Origin of the sequence: Pseudomonas sp. Z1-29 (genome assembly GCF_051131995.1) — a bacterium.
Lineage (GTDB): Bacteria > Pseudomonadota > Gammaproteobacteria > Pseudomonadales > Pseudomonadaceae > Aquipseudomonas.
Window position 1 is genome coordinate 2,572,853 of sequence record NZ_CP071645.1, and the last position, 22,399, is coordinate 2,595,251.

Annotated in this window: 20 protein-coding genes; 8 read left to right on the forward strand and 12 right to left on the reverse strand. The window is 62.0% G+C overall.

Annotated features, from left to right (window positions below; all coding sequences use genetic code 11):
* The first annotated feature begins 84 nt into the window (after positions 1-84).
* Entirely contained in the window at positions 85-4,953 is a 4,869-nt protein-coding gene (locus J3P84_RS11880) for an NAD-glutamate dehydrogenase (RefSeq protein WP_434630370.1), read from the forward strand.
* A 146-nt stretch (positions 4,954-5,099) separates the two neighbouring features.
* Positions 5,100-5,522, forward strand: coding sequence for a homoprotocatechuate degradation operon regulator HpaR (gene hpaR, locus J3P84_RS11885; RefSeq protein WP_434573669.1), 423 nt, complete (start codon positions 5,100-5,102; stop codon positions 5,520-5,522).
* Positions 5,523-5,585: 63 nt separating this feature from the next.
* Here the strand turns inward: hpaR (J3P84_RS11885) and hpaI are convergent, their stop codons facing one another.
* The 8 genes from hpaI to J3P84_RS11925 form a co-directional block, all read right to left on the reverse strand.
* Positions 5,586-6,383 carry a 4-hydroxy-2-oxoheptanedioate aldolase gene (gene hpaI, locus J3P84_RS11890; protein ID WP_434630374.1) on the reverse strand — a complete coding sequence of 266 codons (798 nt, stop codon included), beginning with the start codon at positions 6,381-6,383 and terminating at the stop codon, positions 5,586-5,588.
* A 13-nt stretch (positions 6,384-6,396) separates the two neighbouring features.
* The gene (gene hpaH / locus J3P84_RS11895; RefSeq protein WP_434630376.1) at positions 6,397-7,200 is read right to left on the reverse strand and encodes a 2-oxo-hept-4-ene-1,7-dioate hydratase; all 804 of its coding nucleotides are present in this window, start codon (positions 7,198-7,200) and stop codon (positions 6,397-6,399) included.
* An 11-nt stretch (positions 7,201-7,211) separates the two neighbouring features.
* Positions 7,212-8,516, reverse strand: a complete 1,305-nt coding sequence (locus tag J3P84_RS11900) for an MFS transporter (protein ID WP_434630379.1) — start codon at positions 8,514-8,516, stop codon at positions 7,212-7,214.
* 42 nt (positions 8,517-8,558) lie between these two features.
* The gene (locus tag J3P84_RS11905) at positions 8,559-8,951 is read right to left on the reverse strand and encodes a 5-carboxymethyl-2-hydroxymuconate isomerase (RefSeq protein WP_434630381.1); all 393 of its coding nucleotides are present in this window, start codon (positions 8,949-8,951) and stop codon (positions 8,559-8,561) included.
* Between the two features lie 83 nt (positions 8,952-9,034).
* Positions 9,035-9,892, reverse strand: coding sequence for a 3,4-dihydroxyphenylacetate 2,3-dioxygenase (gene hpaD, locus J3P84_RS11910; protein WP_434630384.1), 858 nt, complete (start codon positions 9,890-9,892; stop codon positions 9,035-9,037).
* 220 nt (positions 9,893-10,112) lie between these two features.
* Positions 10,113-11,573 (reverse strand): 5-carboxymethyl-2-hydroxymuconate semialdehyde dehydrogenase, encoded by a 1,461-nt coding sequence (gene hpaE, locus J3P84_RS11915; RefSeq protein ID WP_434630387.1) that lies wholly within the window; start codon positions 11,571-11,573, stop codon positions 10,113-10,115.
* 5 nt (positions 11,574-11,578) lie between these two features.
* A complete protein-coding gene (locus J3P84_RS11920) occupies positions 11,579-12,349 on the reverse strand; it encodes a fumarylacetoacetate hydrolase family protein (RefSeq protein WP_434630390.1) in 771 nt (256 codons plus the stop codon).
* Complete coding sequence (locus tag J3P84_RS11925; protein WP_434630392.1) at positions 12,346-13,023, reverse strand: fumarylacetoacetate hydrolase family protein; 678 nt, start codon at positions 13,021-13,023, stop codon at positions 12,346-12,348. Before J3P84_RS11925 ends, J3P84_RS11920 begins: the two co-directional genes overlap by 4 nt.
* A 182-nt stretch (positions 13,024-13,205) precedes the next feature.
* On the opposite strand from J3P84_RS11925, the gene hpaA reads away from it, so the two are divergent.
* On the forward strand, positions 13,206-14,117 hold the full coding sequence (hpaA, locus tag J3P84_RS11930; RefSeq protein WP_434601042.1) for a 4-hydroxyphenylacetate catabolism regulatory protein HpaA: 912 nt from the start codon (positions 13,206-13,208) through the stop codon (positions 14,115-14,117).
* 111 nt (positions 14,118-14,228) lie between these two features.
* Positions 14,229-14,651: a homoprotocatechuate degradation operon regulator HpaR gene (hpaR, locus tag J3P84_RS11935; protein WP_305500516.1), complete on the forward strand. Its 423-nt coding sequence runs from the start codon at positions 14,229-14,231 to the stop codon at positions 14,649-14,651.
* A 168-nt stretch (positions 14,652-14,819) separates the two neighbouring features.
* Here hpaR (J3P84_RS11935) and J3P84_RS11940 read toward each other — a convergent pair whose 3' ends face one another.
* Complete coding sequence (locus tag J3P84_RS11940) at positions 14,820-15,035, reverse strand: phage infection protein (protein WP_434630396.1); 216 nt, start codon at positions 15,033-15,035, stop codon at positions 14,820-14,822.
* A 500-nt stretch (positions 15,036-15,535) separates the two neighbouring features.
* On the opposite strand from J3P84_RS11940, the gene J3P84_RS11945 reads away from it, so the two are divergent.
* From J3P84_RS11945 to J3P84_RS11955, 3 genes are read left to right on the forward strand one after another with little or no spacing between them, the layout of a single operon-like run.
* Positions 15,536-16,081, forward strand: coding sequence for a TRAP transporter small permease (locus J3P84_RS11945; RefSeq protein WP_434630399.1), 546 nt, complete (start codon positions 15,536-15,538; stop codon positions 16,079-16,081).
* On the forward strand, positions 16,078-17,358 hold the full coding sequence (locus tag J3P84_RS11950; protein WP_434630402.1) for a TRAP transporter large permease subunit: 1,281 nt from the start codon (positions 16,078-16,080) through the stop codon (positions 17,356-17,358). The genes J3P84_RS11945 and J3P84_RS11950 overlap by 4 nt, the downstream gene beginning before the upstream one ends.
* 56 nt (positions 17,359-17,414) lie before the next feature.
* Positions 17,415-18,434 (forward strand): TRAP transporter substrate-binding protein, encoded by a 1,020-nt coding sequence (locus tag J3P84_RS11955; RefSeq protein WP_434630405.1) that lies wholly within the window; start codon positions 17,415-17,417, stop codon positions 18,432-18,434.
* Positions 18,435-18,844: 410 nt separating this feature from the next.
* Here J3P84_RS11955 and J3P84_RS11960 read toward each other — a convergent pair whose 3' ends face one another.
* On the reverse strand, positions 18,845-19,636 hold the full coding sequence (locus J3P84_RS11960) for a transporter substrate-binding domain-containing protein (protein ID WP_434630408.1): 792 nt from the start codon (positions 19,634-19,636) through the stop codon (positions 18,845-18,847).
* 88 nt (positions 19,637-19,724) lie between these two features.
* Complete coding sequence (locus J3P84_RS11965; protein WP_434630410.1) at positions 19,725-20,378, reverse strand: TetR family transcriptional regulator; 654 nt, start codon at positions 20,376-20,378, stop codon at positions 19,725-19,727.
* 141 nt (positions 20,379-20,519) lie between these two features.
* On the opposite strand from J3P84_RS11965, the gene J3P84_RS11970 reads away from it, so the two are divergent.
* The gene (locus tag J3P84_RS11970; RefSeq protein WP_434630413.1) at positions 20,520-21,743 is read left to right on the forward strand and encodes an arabinose transporter; all 1,224 of its coding nucleotides are present in this window, start codon (positions 20,520-20,522) and stop codon (positions 21,741-21,743) included.
* On the opposite strand, the gene J3P84_RS11975 is transcribed toward J3P84_RS11970, so the two are convergent.
* Positions 21,740-22,372 (reverse strand): response regulator, encoded by a 633-nt coding sequence (locus J3P84_RS11975; RefSeq protein ID WP_305500528.1) that lies wholly within the window; start codon positions 22,370-22,372, stop codon positions 21,740-21,742. The two genes, J3P84_RS11970 and J3P84_RS11975, sit on opposite strands and share 4 nt — an antisense overlap.
* Between the last annotated feature and the right edge of the window lie 27 nt (positions 22,373-22,399).

The following is a 22,399-nucleotide window of genomic DNA, read 5'->3' on the forward strand; positions in this document are numbered from 1 at the left end:
AATCAGGAACAGGATGGCCGACGGCCCCGAAAGGGGTTGCACGCGACGCTACCATCAATAACAAGCCCAAGCGGAGTACCACAGATGGCGTTCTTCACCGCAGCCAGCAAAGCCGACTTCCAGCACCAACTGCAAGCGGCACTGGCGCAGCACATCAGTGAACAGGCACTGCCACAAGTGGCGCTGTTCGCTGAACAATTCTTCGGCATCATTTCCCTCGATGAACTCACCCAGCGCCGGTTGTCCGACCTCGCCGGCTGCACCCTGTCCGCCTGGCGCCTGCTTGAGCGCTTCGATCACGCGCAACCGCAGGTGCGTGTCTACAACCCCGATTATGAACGTCACGGCTGGCAGTCGACCCACACCGCCGTCGAAGTGCTGCACCACGACCTGCCATTTCTGGTGGACTCGGTCCGCACCGAGCTGAACCGTCGCGGCTACAGCATCCATACCCTGCAAACCACCGTCCTGAGCGTGCGTCGCGGCAGCAAGGGCGAGTTGCTGGAAATCCTGCCCAAAGGCACCCAGGGCGACGACGTGCTGCAAGAGTCGTTGATGTACCTGGAGATCGACCGCTGCGCCAATGCCGCTGAACTCAATGTCCTGAGCAAGGAACTTGAGCAGGTGCTGGGCGAAGTGCGCGTGGCCGTGGCCGATTTCGAGCCGATGAAAGCCAAGGTCCGGGAAATCCTCGCGAGCCTGGACAACAGCGCCTACACCACCGATGCCGACGAAAAAGCCGAAATCAAGAGCTTCCTGGAATGGCTGGTGGGCAACCACTTCACTTTCCTCGGCTACGAAGAGTTCGTGGTTCGCGATGAAGCCGACGGCGGCCACATCGAATACGATCCTGAATCGTTCCTCGGCCTGACCAAATTGCTGCGCGCCGGCCTGACCGCCGAAGACCTGCGCATCGAAGACTACGCGGTCAATTACCTGCGCGAACCGACCGTGTTGTCGTTCGCCAAGGCCGCGCATCCAAGCCGAGTGCATCGTCCGGCCTACCCGGACTACGTGTCGATCCGTGAAATCGACGCCAACGGCAAGGTCATCAAGGAATGCCGTTTCATGGGCCTGTACACCTCTTCGGTGTACGGCGAAAGCGTGCGGGTCATTCCGTATATCCGTCGCAAGGTCGAGGAAATCGAACGTCGTTCGGGCTTCCAGGCCAAGGCGCACCTGGGCAAGGAACTGGCCCAGGTGGTCGAAGTGCTGCCCCGTGACGACCTGTTCCAGACCCCGGTGGACGAGCTGTTCAGCACGGTGATGTCCATCGTCCAGATCCAGGAACGCAACAAGATCCGCGTGTTCCTGCGCAAGGACCCGTACGGTCGTTTCTGCTACTGCCTGGCCTATGTGCCGCGTGACATCTACTCCACCGAAGTGCGCCAGAAGATCCAGCAAGTGCTGATGGATCGCCTGAAAGCCTCGGACTGCGAGTTCTGGACGTTCTTCTCTGAATCCGTACTGGCCCGCGTGCAACTGATCCTGCGCGTGGACCCGAAAAACCGTCTCGACATCGACCCGGTCCTGCTGGAAAAAGAAGTCGTGCAGGCCTGCCGCAGCTGGAAGGACGACTACGCCAGCCTGGTGATCGAGAGCTTCGGCGAAGCCCAGGGCACCAACGTGCTGTCGGATTTCCCGAAAGGCTTCCCGGCCGGCTACCGCGAGCGTTTTGCCGCGCACTCGGCCGTAGTGGACATGCAACACCTGCTGAGCCTGAATGAAACCAATCCGCTGGTGATGAGCTTCTACCAGCCGTTGGGCCAGGTGTCCGGCCAGCGTGAGCTGCACTGCAAGCTGTATCACGCCGACACGCCGCTGGCGCTGTCCGACGTGCTGCCGATCCTGGAGAACCTCGGCCTGCGCGTGCTGGGCGAGTTCCCGTATCGCCTGCGCCACACCAACGGCCGCGAGTTCTGGATTCACGATTTCGCGTTCACCGCCGCCGAAGGCCTCGACCTCGACATCCAGCAACTCAACGACACCCTGCAGGACGCCTTTGTCCACATCGTCCGTGGCGATGCCGAGAACGATGCGTTCAACCGCCTGGTGCTGACCGCCGGCCTGCCATGGCGCGACGTGGCGTTGCTGCGTGCCTACGCCCGTTACCTGAAGCAGATCCGCCTGGGCTTCGACCTCGGCTACATCGCCAGCACCCTGAACAACCACACCGATATCGCTCGCGAGCTGACCCGGTTGTTCAAGACGCGTTTCTACCTGGCGCGCAAGCTCAGCGGCGATGACCTGGAAGACAAGCAACAGCGTCTGGAACAGGCGATCCTCACGGCCCTCGACGATGTGCAGGTGCTCAATGAAGACCGCATCCTGCGTCGTTACCTGGACCTGATCAAGGCGACCCTGCGGACCAACTTCTACCAGACCGACGCCAACGGCCATAACAAGTCGTACTTCAGCTTCAAGTTCAACCCGCACCTGATTCCGGAACTGCCAAAGCCGGTGCCCAAGTTCGAGATCTTCGTCTACTCGCCACGGGTCGAAGGCGTGCACCTGCGCTTCGGCAACGTCGCTCGCGGTGGCCTGCGCTGGTCCGACCGCGAGGAAGACTACCGCACCGAAGTACTCGGCCTGGTAAAAGCCCAGCAAGTGAAGAACTCGGTGATCGTGCCGGTGGGCGCCAAGGGCGGTTTCCTGCCGCGTCGCCTGCCATTGGGCGGCAGCCGGGACGAGATCGCGGCCGAGGGCATCGCCTGCTACCGCATCTTCATCTCGGGTCTGCTGGACATCACCGACAACCTGAAGGACGGCGCCCTGGTGCCGCCGGTCAACGTCGTGCGGCATGACGATGATGACCCGTACCTGGTGGTGGCGGCCGACAAAGGCACCGCGACCTTCTCCGACATCGCCAACGGCATCGCCATCGACTACGGCTTCTGGCTGGGTGACGCGTTCGCCTCCGGCGGTTCGGCCGGCTACGACCACAAGAAAATGGGCATCACCGCCAAAGGCGCGTGGGTTGGCGTACAGCGTCACTTCCGCGAGCGCGGCATCAACGTACAGGAAGACAGCATCACCGTGGTGGGCGTCGGCGACATGGCCGGCGACGTGTTCGGCAACGGCTTGCTGATGTCCGACAAGCTGCAACTGGTCGCGGCCTTCAACCACCTGCACATCTTCATCGACCCGAACCCGGAGCCGGCCAGCAGTTTCGCCGAGCGCAAGCGTCTGTTCGACCTGCCGCGTTCGGCCTGGACCGACTACGACGCCAGCATCATGTCCGAAGGCGGCGGTATCTTCTCGCGCAGCGCGAAGAGCATCGCGATTTCGCCGCAGATGAAAGAGCGCTTCGACATCAGGGCCGACAAGCTGACCCCGACCGAGCTGCTGAACGCCTTGCTCAAGGCGCCGGTAGACCTGTTGTGGAACGGCGGTATCGGCACCTACGTCAAGGCCAGCACCGAAAGCCACGCCGATGTCGGCGACAAGGCCAACGATGCGCTGCGCGTGAACGGTAACGAGCTGCGCTGCAAGGTGGTGGGCGAGGGCGGCAACCTGGGCATGACCCAGCTCGGCCGCGTCGAGTTCGGCCTGCATGGCGGCGCCACCAACACCGACTTCATCGACAACGCCGGTGGCGTGGACTGCTCCGACCACGAAGTGAACATCAAGATCCTGCTCAACGAAGTGGTGCAGGCCGGCGACATGACCGACAAGCAACGCAACCAGTTGCTGGCGAGCATGACCGACGAAGTCGGCGGCCTGGTGTTGGGCAACAACTACAAGCAGACCCAGGCCCTGTCCCTGGCGGCGCGTCGCGCCTTTGTGCGGATCGCCGAATACAAGCGTCTGATGAACGACCTGGAAGCTCGCGGCAAGCTGGACCGTGCCATCGAGTTCCTGCCGACCGAAGACCAACTGGCCGAACGTGTCGCGGCAGGCCAGGGCCTGACCCGTGCCGAGCTTTCGGTACTGATCTCCTACAGCAAGATCGACCTCAAGGAAGCGCTGCTCAATTCCCTGGTGCCGGACGATGACTACCTGACCCGCGACATGGAGACGGCTTTCCCGCCAACGCTGGTGAGCAAGTTCTCCGAGGCCATGCGTCGCCATCGCCTGAAACGCGAAATCGTCAGCACCCAGATCGCCAACGATCTGGTCAACCACATGGGCATCACGTTCGTCCAGCGGTTGAAAGAGTCGACCGGCATGAGCCCGGCGAACGTGGCCGGTGCTTATGTAATCGTTCGGGACATCTTCCATCTCCCGCACTGGTTCCGTCAGATCGAAGCCCTGGACCACCAGGTTTCCGCCGACGTGCAACTGGAGCTGATGGACGAGCTGATGCGCCTGGGCCGTCGCGCCACGCGCTGGTTCCTGCGCAGCCGCCGCAACGAGCAGAATGCTGCTCGTGACGTCGCTCACTTCGGTCCGCACCTGGCGGCGTTGGGCCTCAAGCTCGACGAACTGCTGGAAGGCCCGACCCGCGAAGGCTGGCAGACCCGCTACCAGGCCTACGTGGCCGCCGGCGTGCCGGAGTTGCTGGCGCGCATGGTTGCCGGCACCACGCACCTGTACACCTTGCTGCCGATCATCGAGGCGTCCGACGTCACCGGCCAGAACGCCGCCGATGTGGCCAAGGCCTACTTCGCCGTGGGCAGTGCGCTGGACATCACCTGGTACCTGCAACAGATCAGCGCCTTGCCGGTTGAAAACAACTGGCAGGCCCTGGCCCGTGAAGCGTTCCGCGATGACATCGACTGGCAGCAGCGGGCGATCACTATCTCGGTCCTGCAGGAAGGCGACGGTAGCCAGGACGTGGAAACCCGTCTGGCGCTGTGGCTGGAGCAGCACCGCGAGATGGTCGAGCGCTGGCGCGCCATGCTGGTGGACATCCGTGCCGCCAGTGGTACCGACTACGCCATGTACGCAGTCGCCAACCGCGAACTGCTCGACCTGGCGCTGAGCGGTCAGGCGGTGGTCACGGCCAACTGATACACCGCTGAATGAAGAAGCCCCGCCTCGAGAGAAGCGGGGCTTTTTTATGGGTTTTCAAACAGTTCGCACAAAGCTGAGTGTTCCAGCGTGAAGCTGATAAGATTTGGTTAACTCATTAACTATTTTTTTCGCGAAAACATGTCATGCCCAAACCCCGGCAATCCCTGACCTTGACCCTGCTGCAGGCCCGTGAAGCGGCCATGGCTTTTTTCCGTCCATCGCTGAACCAGCACGGGTTGACCGAGCAACAGTGGCGGGTCATCCGCATCCTCAGCCAGCATGACGAGCTGGAAATCAATCGCCTGGCCGAACTGGCCTGCATTCTCAAGCCGAGCATGACCGGCGTACTGGTACGCATGGAAGCCGCGGGCATGGTCGTGCGGCGCAAGGCCGAACAGGACCAGCGCCGCGTGCTGGTGCGCCTGGCACCCCAGGGCCAGGCATGCTTCGACTCGATGAGCCAGAGCATGGAGGAAAACTACCAGCGTCTGCAGGGGCGGTTGGGGGAGGAGAAATTGCAGACGTTGTTGGGGTTGCTTGATGATCTCAAGACAATCAAACGCTAGAAGGCGCGAGTGGTTCACCTTGTGGTGAGGGAGCTTGCTCCCTCACCACAAGGTGACGGTGAGTCAGTAGACGCCGCCGGTCGATGGTTTTGGGGTGTTCTTGAATGTTGCAGCCAGCGCCTGTAACCCGCGCATCAGCACCGTCGTGTCCACGCCCACGGCGACAAAGGCTGCGCCGAGTTCGATGTAGCGTCGGGCGAGTGTCTCGTCGGCGCTGAGGATCCCGGCCGCTTTGCCCGCCTGGCGAATACGCGCGATGGCGTCCTCGATGGCGGCTTGCACTTGCGGGTGGCCGGGATTGCCGCGATGGCCCATCGATGCGCTCAAGTCCGCTGGGCCGATGAACACCCCGTCGACGCCCTCGACGGCGGCGATGGCGTCCAGGTTGGCGAGTCCCTCGCAGCTTTCGATCTGCACCAGCAGGCACATCTGCTCATCGGCGTGGTCGAGGTAGCCGGCAATGCTGTTCCAGCGCGAGGCCCGGGCCAGTGCGCTGCCGACGCCGCGTACACCGTGGGGCGGGTAATGCATGGCGCGCACCAGTTCGCTGGCTTGGGCGGCGCTTTCCACCATCGGCACCAGCAGCGTTTGCGCGCCGATATCGAGCAGTTGCTTGATCAGCGCCGTGTCGCCGATCACCGGGCGAATCACCGGTTGGCCGGGGTAGGGCGCGATGGCCTGGAGCTGGCCGAGCAGGGTGCGCAGATCGTTGGGCGCGTGTTCACCGTCGATCAGCAACCAGTCGAATCCGGCATTGGCCGCCAGCTCCGCGCAGTAGGCGTCGGCCAGGCCCAGCCACAGGCCGATTTGTGCTTCACCGCTGCGCAGGCGTTGCTTGAAGGTATTGACGAGCATGTCCATGTGAAGTCTCCGGTCAGACGAAACGGCAGGCGATGGAGCCGAGCATGTCGTAATCGACATGGAAGGTATCGCCCGGATTGGCCGCCACCGGGCGGGTGAAAGAGCCGCCCAGGATGATCTGGCCCGGCTGCAGCGTGACGTCGTAGGCCGCCAGTTTGTTCGCCAGCCAGGCCACGCCCTTGGCCGGGTGATTGAGCACCGCCGCCGACACGCCGGACTCCTCGATCACGCCGTTGCGATAGAGCACTGCCGGCACTTTGCGCAGGTCGATCTCGGTGGGCCGCACGGCACGGCCGCCCATGACCACGCCGGCATTGGCGGCGTTGTCGGAGATGGTATCGAAGACCTTGCGGGTGACCTTGGTCTGCGGGTCGATCTGCTGGATACGCGCATCGATGATTTCCAGCGCCGGAATCACCCATTCGGTGGCATCAAGCACGTCGAACAGCGTCACGTTCGGGCCTTTGAGCGGCTTGCCGAGAATGAACGCCAGCTCGACTTCCACGCGCGGCACGATGAAGCGTTCGAACGGAATATCGCTGCCTTCATCGAAAAACATGTCGTCCAGCAGCGCGCCATAATCCGGTTCGGTGATATTCGACGAGACCTGCATCGCGCGGGAAGTCAGGCCGATCTTGTGACCGACCAGCTTGCGCCCGTCGTTGATTTTTTGCGCGACCCAGGCGCGCTGGATGGCGTAGGCGTCATCGATGGTGATGCCTGGATGATCGAGGGAAAATTGCCGCACCTGTTCACGGGAGTGTTCGGCTTGGTCAAGACGCGCGGCGGCTTGCTGGATGAGGCTTTGATCGAGCATGACAAGGGTCTCTACTGTGGATTGACGATGGCTGCCTGGGTGCGCACCACCAACAGGCCACCCAGGGCGATGAGCAGTGCCAGGACGTAAAGGGCCAGGCTGGCGCTCTGGGTGGTGTCGCGCATCCAGCCGATCAGGTAGGGCGCGAAGAACGACGCGATGCTGCCGAAGGAACTGATCAGTGCGATGCCGGCGGCCTGGGTGCTGTTGGACAGGAACGCCGGTGGCAGTTGCCAGAACATCGGCAACGCGGCACTGGCGCCCATGCCGGCGAGGATCAGGCCGCCCAGCACCAGGGTCGGATTGGCCGGGGAAAGCCCGGCGACGGCAATGCCGGCCGCCGCCATCAACAGCGGTACGCACAGGTGCCAGCGGCGTTCGCGGTGGTGATCGGACGAGCGTCCGCAACCGATCATGAAGAAACAGCCAGCCAGGTAAGGCACGGCGCTGAGCAGCCCGACCTTGCCATCGCTGCCGATGCCGGCGCCATGGATCAGGGTGGGCATCCAGAACGCCAGGGTGTTGACCGCCAGCATTACCGCGAAATACACCGCCACCAGCAGCCAGACCTGCGGGTTGCCGAGAATGGCCGAGAACGAGGTAATGGATTTGCGCTGTTCTTCGTGGCTCAGTTGCTCGCGCAGTTGCTGCTTGGCGTCGGCGCTGAGCCAGTTGACCGTCTCGAAGCTGTCGGGCAGGCACTTGAGCACCACCAGGCCGAGCAGGATCACCGGCAAGCCTTCGATGATGAACATCCATTGCCAGCCGCGCAGGCCGCCGAAGTCATGGAAATGTTCCAATATGCCGCCTGACAACGGCCCGCCGATCACGCCCGCCATCGGCACGGCAATGGCAAACAGCGCCGTGACCTGGGCCCGGCGCCGCGCCGGGTACCAGCGGTTGAGGAAGACCAGGATGCCTGGGAAAAACCCGGCCTCGGCGACGCCCAGCAAGAAGCGCAACACGTAGAACCCGCTGGCGCTTTCGATGAGGAACATGCCGGTCGACAACGCGCCCCAGACCACCATCAGCGTGGCGATCCAGCGACGTGGGCCGACCCGGTCCAGGGCCATGTTGCTCGGCACGCCGAACAGCGCATAGGCGATGAAGAACAGACCGGCGCCGAAGCCATAGACCGTGTCGCTGAATTGCAGGTCGGCGCTCATCTGCATCTTGGCGAAGCCGATGTTGATGCGGTCCAGGTGGGCAAAGAGGTAGCAGACCAGCAACAGCGGCATAAGCCGCCAGGTGATGCTGGCATGGGTGCGGTCGTGCGCGAGGGTGCCGGCGGTTTCGGCAGTATTGGCTGTGCTCATGATCTTGTACTTTTTGTCTGAGAGGCCGATGGGGCGAACGGGCTAGCTGGGCTGGCCCTTGAGAAAGGCGTGGACGTTGTTGGCCTTGAAGTTGAGCTGCTCGTGCAGTTCGATCATCTCGAATGACAACGCCAGCAGGCGTTGGGCCTGCAAGTCGGCGAAGTGCGTGGTGATCAGTTCGAAGAGTTTTTCCGCGACCTTTTGCCGGGTAGCCTGGTCGCGACCATGGCCGACCTTGAGCGTCATATGGACAAAGGCGTAATCGTGCCTGCCGTCTGCCATGCGCCAGGTGTCCAGGCGCACGCCACGGCTGCGGATGCCGCCCAAGGGAAACACGCCGCTGTCGCCCAGCAAGACGTGGACCTTTTCAAACAGGCCGGGCAGGTCGGCCTGCTGCTCGATGTTATCGGTGTACTCGGCGATGAAATGGGGCATGGGGGGCCTCCTGCGTGGGCAGCTTCGAGTTGTAAGCGGCAAGCGGCAAGTTGAGGCGATCAGCTTGAGCTTGCGGCTGTTGTTCAGACTGGAAAAATCGCGTTGATCTGGCCGGTGCCGGAGCTGCCGAAGGGCTCGGTGATGATTTCGGCGGGTTTGGCGTAGTCCGGCCCGCCGAGCAGCCCCAGCAGCATCGCCGTGTCGTGCATCTTGCCTTCGCCGAAGCAATGTTCGGCGTAGTCCGGCAGCATGGCGCAGAACTCTTTCCAGCGGCCTTCGCGCCACAACTTCACGACGTGCAGATCGACCTGCTTGTCGAATTCCCGCGTCCAGTTGTGGATATTGGCTTCGGCGTTGCGGTCGTCGGAGAAACGGTGGGACAGCGAGCCGGAGGCCAGGACCAGGACCTTGCGGTCGCTCTTCTCGATGGCCCGGCGCACGGCGGCGCCGAAGGTGAAACTGTCCTGCAGGCGGTGCCAGGCGCACCAGGCGGCAATCGACACCACGTTGAATTTCTGCTCCGCCGGTACATCCATGTGCATGTAGCGCATCGGCACCAAGGTGCCGTATTCCAGCTCAAGGCTGGGGATGTTGTGGGCCAAGGTCCTGATATCGGCGGCGTTGGCCTCGGCGGCGATCAACTCGCCCAGCTCCGGGCAACCCGGGTATTCGTACTCCATGTTTTTGATGAAGTGCGGCAGTTCGTTGCTGGTGTAGATGCCTTTGAAATGCTCGCCGCTGTTGACGTGATAAGCGCTGTTGACCAGCCAGTGCACGTCGAACACCACGGCGGTATCGGCGCCGAGTTCACGGGCGCGGCGGCCGATTTCCTTGTGCCCGGCGATCGCTGCCGCGCGGCAGCCGTGATGCTTGCCGGGCAGCTCGGACAGGTACATCGACGGAACGTGGCAGATCTTCGCAGCCAGGACGACTTCGCCCATGATGATTCTCCTGAAATGTTGTTCTTGTTGATCTTCAAAACGGTGAAACAGGTCTTGCTGGTGTTGGAGCTTTTGTGGCGAGGGGATTCATCCCCGCTGGGGTGCGAAGCGCCCCCAATTCAAATTGCCTGACACACCGTGTGGTCAGGCTTTGGGGCTGCTGCGCAGCCCAGCGGGGATGAATCCCCTCGCCACAGGTTAATCACCAGGTTTTCCTAGGTCATACCCCCCAGCGCGGAATGTGATGGCTGCCCATGGAGATGCACACGTTCTTGATCTCGGCGAAGACTTCGAAGCTGTACTGTCCGCCTTCGCGGCCGGTTCCGGAACCCTTTACGCCACCGAAAGGCTGGCGCAGGTCGCGCACGTTCTGGCTGTTGATGAACACCATGCCGGCCTCGATGCCATGAGCCAGGCGATGGGCCTTGCCGATGTCCTGGGTCCAGATATAGGACGCCAGGCCATATTCGGTAGCGTTGGCCAACCGCAAGGCTTCGGCCTCGTCCTTGAACGGAATCAGGCACACCACCGGGCCGAAGATTTCTTCCTGGGCGATGCGCATGTTGTTGTTCACGTCGGCGAACACCGTCGGCTGGATGAACTGGCCGCAACTCAGATGCGCCGGCAGGTTGGCCGGACGCTCCAGGCCACCGGCGAGCAGGGTGGCGCCTTCTTCGAGACCGATCCTGATGTAGCCGGTGACCTTGTCGTAATGGGCCTGGGTGATCATCGAGCCGACCTGGGTCTTGGGGTCCTGCGGGTCGCCGACGATCAGGCGTCTGGCGCGGGCGGCGAACTCGGCTACGAATTGTGGGTAGACACTTTCCTGAATGAAGATCCGGCTGCCGGCGGTGCAGCGCTCGCCGTTCAACGAGAAGATGGTGAACAGTGCCGCGTCGAGGGCACGGTCAAGATCAGCATCTTCGAAAATCAGTACCGGTGACTTGCCGCCCAGTTCCATCGAGTACTTTTTAAGGCCAGCGGTCTGCATGATTTTCTTGCCGGTGGCGGTGCCGCCGGTGAAAGAAATCGCCCGCACGTCCGGGTGACGCACCAACGCATCACCAGCCGTGGCGCCGTAGCCCTGGATCACGTTGAGCACCCCGTTGGGAATGCCGGCCTCGACGGCCAGGCGCCCGAGTTCGTTGGCGGTAAGCGGCGACAGCTCGGACATTTTCAGCACGGCGGTATTGCCCAGTGCCAGGCACGGCGCGGTCTTCCAGGTCGCGGTCATGAACGGCACGTTCCACGGCGAGACCAAGGCGCAGACACCCACCGGCTGGTACAGGGTGTAGTTGAGCATCTGGTCGTCGACCGGGTAGGTATGACCGTCCATTCGGGTGCAGACTTCGGCGAAGAAATCGAAGTTGTGAGAAGCCCTTGGGATCAGCACGTTCCTGGTCTGGTGGATCGGCAAGCCGGTGTCGAGGGTTTCCAGTTCGGCCAGTTTCGGCACGTTCTGTTCGATCAGCTCGCCGAGTTTGCGCATCAGCCGGGCCCGTTCTTTCGCCGGGGTGTTGGCCCATTTTGGAAACGCTGCCTTGGCCGCCGCGACAGCCTGGGCGACTTCCTCGGCGCCGCCGCTGGCGACTTCGCCAATGGCCTCGCCGGTGGCGGGGTTGTAGTTGACGAAGACGTCTTTGCTCTCGACCTCACGGCCATCGATCCAGTGTTTGATCATGCTGCTCAAGCCTCTTTCCGGGACGCGAAGAACTCGGCTTCGCTGACGATTGTGTTGACCAGGCGACCGACGCCTTCCACTTCCACGACCACTTCATCGCCCGGCACCACATCGGCCAGGCCTTCGGGCGTGCCGGTGGCGATCATGTCGCCGGGTTGCAGGGTCATGAAGCTGGACAGGTATTCGATGAGGTAGGGAATATCGAAGATCATGTCCTTGGTGCTGCCTTGCTGGCGCAACTCGCCATTGATCCAGGTGCGCAAGGTCAGGTTGCCGGGGTCGGCAACATCGGCAACGTCGACGATGTACGGACCGACCGGTGTCGTGGCGTCACGGTTCTTCACCCGCAGGTTGGGGCGGTAGTAGTTTTCCAGGTAGTCGCGGATCGCGTAGTCGTTGCAGACGGTGTAGCCGGCCAGGTAGTCCAGCGCGTCCTCACGCTTGACGTTGCGCGCCGGTTTGCCGATGACCGCCACCAGCTCGCACTCGTAGTGCATGTAGGCAACGTTGTCGGGGCGCCAGGTGATCTGGTTGTGGCCGGTATAGGTGCCGGGGGACTTGATGAAAGCCAGCGGTTCGGTCGGCGGCTTGAACGCCAACTCCGCAGCGTGATCGGCATAGTTCAGGCCCAGGGCGAACATGCTGCCGGTGGCCGGGGGCAGCCATTGCACCTGGTTTTCGGCCAGCAGCCGACCGTTGGCCAGGCGCACGGCGTTATCGTTCTCGACCGTGACGGCGTGGACCCGGCCTTCAAAGTGAATGCGTGCGCGTTTCATGAGGCGGCTCCTGTTTCCTCGGCCACGATGGTATTGACGAGTCGGCCAATGCCGCTGATGTCCACTTCGACGCGATCGCCGGGCAGTACATCGACCCGGCCCTCGGGCGTGCCGGTGATCAAGACATCGCCGGCATGCAGGGTCATGAACTCGCTGATCTCGGCGATCAAGCGGGGGATGTCGCGAACGAAATTGGCCGTGTTGTTCTGCTGGCGAACCTCGCCGTTGACGTACAGCGTGACCGCCAGGCTGTGGGGGTCGGCAACGTTGGCGCTGGGCACCAGGTCGGGACCGATGGTGCAAAAGCCATCCCGGCACTTGGCCTTGACGGCGGGGCGGTAGTAGCTGTCCTCCGGCAGGCTGAATTCATTGACCACGGTGTAGCCGGCCACGTAGTTCAACGCCTCGTCGGCGCTGACGCGGCTGGCGGACTTGCCCATCACCACACCCAACGCCGGCCCGGGTTGCAGGCGCTCGCCCTGGCCTGGATGAATCACTTCGGCCTCGTGCTGGTTGCGGGTGTTCGGCGTCTTGATGAACAGCACGGGCTTGAGCGGCGGCTTCTGGTAAGGCGCTTGCTCGAACTCGGCGAGGCGCTGCTTCAGCAGCCCCTGGTAGTTCAGCGCGACCCCGAACAGGGTGCCGGTCGCGACGTCATGCAGGGCACGGCTCATGCTTGTCTCCTGGGATGGCAGAGACCAGTGCTCTGCGGATATTGTTAATGTGTTAACAGTTATAATTAAGATGTTAACTATCGTCAAGCGTGGCAGAATCTTCCGGCACTGGTTGCCCTGCCGATTTCGGCGCAGCATGAGCTCAGGCAGTGGCCTGAATCAGAATAAAAACGAGTAATGCGATGACCGACCGGCAGCCGATCCCGAACATCAATATTGGCCAGGTGTACGACCAGCGCTACAGCGATGCCGAAGTGCATTACGACCGGCTCGCCAACCTGGCCGGCTTTTTTGGGCGCAACATGCCGGTCCATCGGCATGACCGGTTCTTCCAGGTTCACTACGTCAAGAGCGGCACCGTGCGGGTGTATCTGGATGATCGGCAGTACGTCGAATCAGGGCCGATGTTTTTTCTCACGCCGCCGACCATTCCCCACGCTTTTGTTACCGAAGCCGACAGCGACGGACACGTACTGACGGTGCGTCAGCAACTGGTGTGGCAATTGATCGATGCCGATCCGAGCCTGGCGCCGGCAGGCGTGCAGATGCCGGCGTCCTGCGTCGCGCTGGCGCAGTTGGGGCCGGAGCAGACGGGGGAGGTGCGGCGGCTGGACTGCCTGTTCGAGGAATTGAGCGAAGAGGTGACGGCCGGGCGGCCGGGGCGCAGCGCGGCGCTGGACGGCTTGACGCGGCTGATCATGATCAGCCTGCTGCGGCTGTGCTCCAACTCCCTGGAAGCCAGGCCGGCGCGGCATGAAGACCTGAAGATCTTCCACCGTTTTAATGAGTTGATCGAAGCGCATTATTTCCAGCACTGGCCCCTGTCGCGTTATGCCGCGGACATTGGCGTGACCGAGGCGCGCCTCAACGACGTGTGTCGACGAATCGCCGACCTGCCTTCCAAGCGCTTGATCATGGAGCGCCTGATGCAGGAGGCCAAGCGGCTGTTGTTGTTCACCGGCAGCTCTGCCAATGAAATCTGCTACCAGCTCGGCTTCAAGGACCCTGCGTATTTCAGCCGGTTTTTCCAGCGTTACGCCAGGCTGACACCGGGGGAGTATCGGCAGCGGCAGTCGGGCATGTTGTTCAAATAGACCGATGGACCCATGGCGAGGGAGCAAGCCTCCTCGCCACAAAAGCGAGGCGCTTGCAGCAGCCTGCCGGCGACACTAAGCTGCCGACTCGCCCATCCATACAGTTAGAACATGGCCAACCCGAGACCTTCACTGACGCTGACTCTGCTGCAAGCCCGCGAAGCGGCGATGGCTTTTTTTCGTCCGGCGCTGAACCAGCATGATCTTACGGAGCAGCAGTGGCGAGTGATCCGCATTCTGCACCAGCAGGGTGAGTTGGAGAGCCACCAGCTCGCCCATCAGGCCTGCATCCTCAAGCCCAGCATGACCGGCGTGCTCACTCGCCTGGAGCGCGACGGGCTGGTGCGGCGGCAGAAATCCAGCCAGGACCAGCGTCGGGTTTTCGTTGGCCTGACCGAGCGCGGCCAGCAGTGTTTCGTGTCCATGAGCGAAGGCATGGAAAGCAACTACCGGCGGATCGAGGAACAGTTCGGCGAAGAAAAAATGCAGCAGTTGCTGGGTTTGCTCAATGAATTGAAAAACATCAAGCCCTGAACCCTGGAGCTTGGAGCTTGGAGCTTTTGTGGCGAGGGAGCTTGCTCCCGCTGGGCTGCATAGCAGCCCCAAAACCATTCAACCCGGTTCTCCAGGAAAAACCGGCTGGCAGGTTGACGACTGCTGCGCAGCCGAGCGGGAGCAAGCTCCCTCGCCACAACAGCGCTTTCATGCGGTGCTGCGTTCACGCAGCTCCTGCAACCGATCAGCCCCGCCTTCAGCGACGCGATTCTGAATCAGACGATCAGAGCCACCCTCAGCCAGCTGCTGCGCAGCCTGGACATGGGAAGGGGAGCTCTTGGCCGAGGCCGCCGTCGACAAGCCGACACCGCCAACCAGCGTCAGGGCGATTGCGAGGGATGAAAGTTTCGAGAAATTGAACATGGTGATTCTCCTTGCGCGTTATTGAGTGGGCCGTGGCAGCGCCTGTGTGCTGCTGTCCGGTGTGTGCAGTTAAACGCGCAGGTGTATCGGCGATGTGTGCCGGTAAGGCGTGAAATCGGCGAATTCGTATCAATTCGCTGCCCATATACACAGCGATACAAATCCCCCCGTAACCAGCGGGTCAGACCCGTAATCCACTGACCAGTGACCGATAATCGCACGCTAGTTCCGTCTTGATCCGTGCTCAGGCCCTGCAAGGTTATTGACCGAATTAACTGGGTAGTACATTTTAGCTGGCACTCAGCCTCGCCATGCCCAGGCAAGGCCATAATAAAAAACAGAGGTCCTCATGCGCTCCCGTCCAATGGCTTTCGCCCCGTCTCACGCCTCCAGCCCCGGTATCTGCCGGGACGTTTCGGTTTCGATCCGATAGCGCACGCGTTTGCGCTCTGTCGCGCCGGATGCATGTCGGCGCTCGGTCAACCTGTGAGGTCTTCAAGATGACAAAAGTCGTCGATTTGTATTTCAAGCTGCTGAAGCTGCTGATTGTCCTGTGCATGGTCGCGATGATCGTGCTGGTGTTCGGCAACGTCGTGCTGCGCTATGCGTTCAACTCCGGCATCAGCGTTTCGGAAGAACTGTCGCGCTGGTTCTTCGTCTGGATGATTTTCCTCGGCGCCCTGGTGGCGCTCAAGGACCGCGCCCATCTGGGCATGAACAGCCTGGTCAAGCGCTTGCCGCCCGCCGGCAAGCGTGCCTGCCTGGTCATCAGCCACTTGCTGATGCTGTATATCTGCGGCTTGATCGTCAGCGGCAGCTGGCAACAGGCGGTGATCAACCTGGACGTGGTTGCGCCGGCTTCGGGTCTGTCGATGGCGTTGTTCTACGCCGCCGGCCTGGTGTTCGGCGTCAGCGCCACCGTCATTCTGCTGTATGAACTGTACCTGGCGCTGTTCGGCAAACTCGCGGATGACGAGCTGGTGATGGTCGAGGCCAGCGATGCTTCGGCAATCAACCACGACACCCTCAAAGGTAGCCGCCCATGACCTTGGCCATTTTCCTCGGGTCGTTGATGGGCAGCATGGCGCTGGGTATGCCGATTGCCTTTGCCTTGCTGGTGGTCAGCGTCGCGCTGATGTTCTACCTGGACCTGTTCGATGCCCAGATCATCGCGCAGAACCTGCTCAATGGCGCTGATAGCTTTCCGTTGATGGCCGTGCCGTTCTTCATGCTGGCCGGCGAAGTCATGAATGTCGGCGGCCTGTCCAAGCGCATCGTCAACATCGCCATGGCGCTGGTGGGGCACAAGCGCGGAGGCCTGGGTTATGTCGCGATCATCGCCTCCTGCCTGTTGGCCTCGCTTTCCGGTTCGGCGGTGGCAGATGCGGCGGCACTGGCAGCGCTGCTGGTGCCGATGATGGTCCTGGCCGGGCACAACCGAGGGCGTTCGGCCGGGCTGATCGCCGCTGGCAGCACCATCGCGCCGGTCATTCCGCCGAGCATAGGTTTCATCGTTTTTGGCGTGGCCTCCGGGGTATCGATCTCCAAGCTGTTCCTGGCCGGAATTGTGCCCGGGCTCATGCTCGGTGTCGGGCTCGCCATCGCCTGGTGGTTCATCTCCCGCCGCGAGAATGTCGAGACGGCGCCCAAGCGCTCCCGTACCGAGGTGCTGCGCACATTGCTGGACGGCAGTTGGGCGATGGGCCTGCCGCTGATCATCATCCTCGGCCTCAAGTTCGGCATCTTCACCCCCACGGAAGCGGCGGTGGTCGCGGCGGTCTATTCGCTGTTCGTGTCGTTGGTGATCTACCGGGAAATGAAGATCAGCCAGCTGTACGAAGTGATCCTGTCGTCGGCCAGGACCACCTCGGTGGTGATGTTGCTGGTGGCGGCCGCGATGGTCTCGTCTTGGCTGGTGAACATCGCCGACCTGCCGGGCCAGTTGGCCGACCTGCTGGCACCGTTCATGGACAACCAGACCCTCCTGCTGCTGGTAATGATGGCGTTGATCATCCTGGTCGGCACGGTGATGGACATGACCCCGACCATCCTCATCCTCACGCCGGTGCTGATGCCCGCGGTGATCCAGGCGGGCATCGACCCGGTGTACTTCGGCGTGCTGTTTCTGATCAACACCGCGATTGGCCTGATCACGCCGCCGGTGGGCACGGTGCTCAACGTGGTCTGCGGCGTGGCGAAGCTGGAATTCGAGGAAATCGTGCGTGGCGTGTGGCCGTTCATGCTTGCGCAATTTGCGGTGCTGTTCCTGCTGGTGCTGTTCCCTCAGCTCGTCCTGGGACCGTTGAAGTTCTTCACCGGTTGATGCCGGTGCAATCCGTAGCAGCTCGAAACCAACAACAATAAAGATCGGAGACTGACATGCAAAAACTGATGAAAACCTTGCTGGCCGGGGCCTGCGCAACAGGCTTGCTGCTCGGCAGCGTGGCCGGCCACGCCGCTGAGATCCGCGAGCGCACCCTGCGTTTTGCCTTCCAGAACGTCAAGGAGCATCCGCAGGGGCAGGGCGCGCAGAAGTTTGCCGACCTGCTCAGTGAAAAGAGCGGCGGCAAGCTCAAGGTTCGTCTGTTCCCCGGCGGAACCCTGGGCGGCGATGTGCAGACCGTCTCGGCCCTGCAAGGCGGCACGCTGGACATCACGGTGCTGAACTCCGGCATTCTCGCTGCCCAGGCCGCGGATTTCGCCATGCTCGATTTCCCATTTCTGTTCAACAACGCCGAGGAAGCCCACGCGGTGATAGACGGGCCGGTCGGCCAGAAACTCGCGGCGCAGTTGGACAGCAAGGGCCTGGTCGGCCTGGGTTACTGGGACCTGGGGTTCCGTCACCTGACCAACAGCAAGCATCCAGTGGCGAAACTTGAAGACATGCAGGGCTTGAAGATTCGCGTCATCCAGTCGCCGATCTATCTGGAAACCTTCAGTGCCCTGGGCGCCAACCCGGTGCCGATGGCTTTCCCGGAGGTCTATACCGGCCTGGAGCAACACACTATTGATGGTCAGGAAAACCCGTTCACGGTGATCGAAGGCAACAAATTCTACGAGGTGCAGAAGTACCTTTCGGTGACGGGCCACATCTTCAATCCGCAGTCGTTGATCATCAGTCAGAAAACCTGGAACCGCCTCAACGACGATGAAAAGGCGCTGATCCGCGAGGCCGCGAGCGAGGCACAGAAGTTCCAGCGTGAAGTCACCGCGGCGAGCATGGACAAGGCCAAGGCGACGCTGGCGGGCGCCATGACCGTCAACGAAATCACCCCGGCCGAGAAAGATCGTTTCCGCGAACGCGTGCAGCCGGTGATCGATAAATTCGCCAAATCCCTGGACGGTGAGCTGGTGAAGATGATGTACGCCGAAATCGCCAAGGTGCGGGCGGGGCAGTGAGGTCAGGGCAACACGCCTGACCGTGCCATTCCTGTGGGAGCGAGCCTGCTCGCGAAAGCGGAGTGTCAGTCGATGATGATGTCGACTGAGCGGACGCCATCGCGAGCAAGCTCGCTCCCACAGTGGTTTTGGGTTGGACTCGGGATCTGCATGTGCCACAGATCCCACAGTTGTTGGGTTGGACTCAGGATCTGCATGTGCCACAGATCCCACAGTTGTTGGGTTGGACTCAGGATCTGCATGCGCCACAGATGCTCTTGTGGGTTGGACTCAGGATCTGCATGCGCCACAGGTGCTCTTGTGGGAGCGAGCTTGCTCGCGATAGCGGTGTGTCAGTCGATGAAGATGTCGACTGAGCGGACGCCTTCGCGAGCAGGCTCGCTCCCACAGGTTTTTTATTTGCAGATACATCACTGGGCGCCGGGGACGGCCAGCCACTGTCCGATCACTTTCTGGTAGCTGCCATTGGCCTTGCTCAGGTGGAGCCACTGGTCGACGTACATTTTCCAGGTGTGGTCATCGCGCGGCAGCAGGTAGGCCTTCTCGCCGTATTGCAGGTACTGGGTCGGGTTGACGGCGCACAGGCCCGGTTTGAGTTTCTGCTGGTAGAGCGCTTCGGAGGCATCGGTGATCATCACGTCGGCGCGTTTTTCCAGGAGCTCCTGGAAGATGGTCACGTTGTCATGGAACGCCAGCTGGCCCTTGGGCAGGAATGCCCGCACGAAGGCTTCGTTGGTACCGCCGGCAGGCTCTACAAGACGTACCGAAGGCTGGTTCATCTGCTCGATGGTCTGGTAGCGCGACTGGTCTTCGCAACGCACCAGGGGGATCTTGCCGTCAACGTCCAGGGTGCTGCTGAAATAGGCTTTTTTCTGCCGTTCCAGGGTCACCGAAATCCCGCCCATGCCGAGGTCACATTTGCCGGCCAACATGTCTGGCATCAGGGTTTTCCAGGTGGTCTGGACCCATTGCACTTTGACGCCGAGGCTGCTGGCGAGGGAACGGGCCATGTCGATGTCGATGCCCTCGTATTCACCCGATGCGGCCTTGTAGGTATAGGGCTTGTAGTCGCCCGTCGTGCACACCCGCAGTTCACCTTGTTGCAGGACCTTGTCCAGATGCGAAGGGGTTGGCTCGGCCAGGGCGCTGCCGCAGAACGCCAGCAGGCCACAGAACGTCATCGTGCTTGTTATGGTTTTCATGGATCGGACGTCTCGCAAAGGGAGGGACAAGACGGGCGAGTGTAGTAAAAGTGTCGGCGGGCTGTCACCGGATCGTCGGGACGAGCAGTCAGCCTGGCGCGATCTCGACGGCTTTCTGCCGCAGACTCTCCAGATAGGCACAGAACATATCGGCCATGGCATCGGCATAGGCCCGGATTTCCTCGCCGGAGCGTGGCGTTGCCGAAAATCGCTTACCCACGGAACCGAGCGTGGTGATGATCAGGTCACCGGCCAGGGCGCGGGTCTGCGTGCTGGCTTCCGGCAGCACTTGTTGCATGAAAGCGTCCACCGATTGCTGCACCGAGATTCGCGCCGTCTGATGTTCGGGGGCATCGCGGTAGAGCGGGGCGGCGTCATTGAGGGCGATGCGTATCTGCGCCTCGTCGCATTCGGACTGGATGAACGCGTGCACCAGATCCCTCAATCGCTGCAGAGGCGGCTTGCCCTGGTCCTCCAGAATGTCCCGCAGCATGGCGGTGGTTTGTTGCCACTCGTCACTCTGCAACCGGAACAGGATCGCCGCCTTGTTCGGGAAGTATTGATACACCGACCCGACGCTGACGCCCGCGCGCTCCGCCACACGAGCCACGGTGAAACGCGGGGCGCCGTGGCTTGCCAGAACCTGAACAGCCGCCTCCAGGACGGCCGCCACGAGTTCGGTGGAGCGGGCCTGTTTTGGCTGTTTGCGCGAGGAAATCTGCGGGCTTGGGCGTTCAGACATGAAGTTCATGCACCTCAAAAGGAATGCGAATAGGCAATGCGACGGATTATTCGTATCTTGAATGCGACTAATTGATCGCATTCTAGTCGGCTGCGCAGACGCCGTTCAACTTCACTTCGCTTCCTTTCCATGGGTAGGGTCATGACTCAAGAAAAACTTCATCTCGGCGCCGCATCGGCGCTCGGGGCAACCGTCGAGGCCAATCCGGCGCTCAAGCTGTTGCCGCTCACACTGACCGTGTTTGTCGGTTTCCTCACCATCGGCATGCAATTGCCGGTCTTGCCGCTGCACCTGCATGACACGCTGGGCATGGGCACGCTGGTGATTGGCCTGGTGGTCGGGGCACAGTTCGCCGCGGCGCTGCTGTCACGGGCCTGGGCCGGCAATTTTGCCGACGTGCGTGGCGGCAAGCGCGCGGTCATGGCCGGGCTGGTGACGGCCGCCGTTTCCGGGCTGGTCTATCTGCTTTCCCTGGCGTTCGTTGCCGAGCCGGTTACGTCGGTCTGGCTTTTGTCGGGCGGCCGCGTGCTGCTGGCGATCGGGGAAAGCCTCATCGTCACCGGAGCGATGGGCTGGGGCATCGGCCTGGTGGGGCCGCAGCATGCCGGCAAGGTCATGGCCTGGAACGGCATCGCCATGTACGGCGCCTACGCACTGGGTGCGCCGCTCGGTGTTGCGTTGAATGCCGGTTGGGGCTTCGTGGGCATCGTCCTGGCCTCGATGTTCGTGCCGCTGCTGGCCTTGGCGATTGTCGCCGGCGTGCGCGCCGTCGCCCCTACGGCGACCCGGCGTACACCGTTCTACAAGATGCTCGGCGCTGTCTGGGTTCCCGGCCTGGGGTTGGCGTTCTGCAGCGTCGGTTTTGGTGTTCTCACGGCGTTTATCGCGCTGTTGTTCGCGGCCCGGGAGTGGGGCAACGCTTCGTTGGCATTCACCGCGTTCGGCGTGGCGTTCATCGGTGCGCGGCTGCTGTTCGGGCACCTTCCGGACAAGATCGGCGGCGCCCGTGTGGCTCTGGTCTGTGTATTGATCGAAAGCGTTGGGCTGCTGCTGATCTGGAGCGCCGACAGCGCGACCAGCGCCTACCTGGGGGCGGCACTCACCGGTTTCGGTTATTCCCTGGCGTTTCCCGGTTTCGGCGTGGAGGCGGTGCGGCGTGCACCACCACAGGCTCGCGGTCTCGCCATGGGCGCCTATGTCGCCTTTCTCGATATTGCCCTGGGCATCACCAGCCCGCTGGCCGGCCTGTTGGCGAGTGGCTGGGGCATTGGTGCGGTTTACCTGGGCGGCGCCATTGCCGTGGCGCTGTCGTTTGTAGTGGCTTTGGTGTTGCTCGGAAGGCAGCCAGGCAAGCTCCCTCGCTAGCGGGAAACAAGTCCGTGATCGATCGCGTATTTCACCAGCGCCGCAGGCTTGTCGATATTGAGTTTGCGGCGGATGCTCAGGCGGTGGGTTTCGACGGTACGTACGCTGATGTCCAGTTCACGGGCCATTTCCTTGTTATTGAGCCCCTCGACCATTTTCGCCAGGACCTGGCTCTCGCGCGGCGTCAGTTCGCTGTCGGTGTTCGGGTCGGTGGCGAGGCGCTGGGCGATCTCGGCGCTGTAGAAGGTGCCGCCGCCGATGATGGCTTCGATGGCGGCAATGATCTCTTTGGAAGGTGAATTCTTCAGCACGTAACCGCTGGCACCGGCGCGCACGGATTCACTGATGTACTCATGATTGTCGTACATGCTCAGGATGAGGATCTTCAAGCCGGGGTATTGCTTGCCCAGCAGCCGGGTCAGCTCGAGGCCGTTCATGTCCTTCAGGCCGATGTCCATCAGCAGCAGGTCCGGCTGGCAGCGCCCGACCATGTCGATCGCCTGCGCGCCGTTCTCCGCTTCGCCGACCACGTCCAGGCGAGGCATGACGGACAGCAGCGCGCGAATACCATCACGAACCAGCGAGTGATCGTCGACCAGGGCGACGCGTATGGCGGGGGGCAGGGTCATGGGCAGGTGCTCTTGTGGAAATGAACG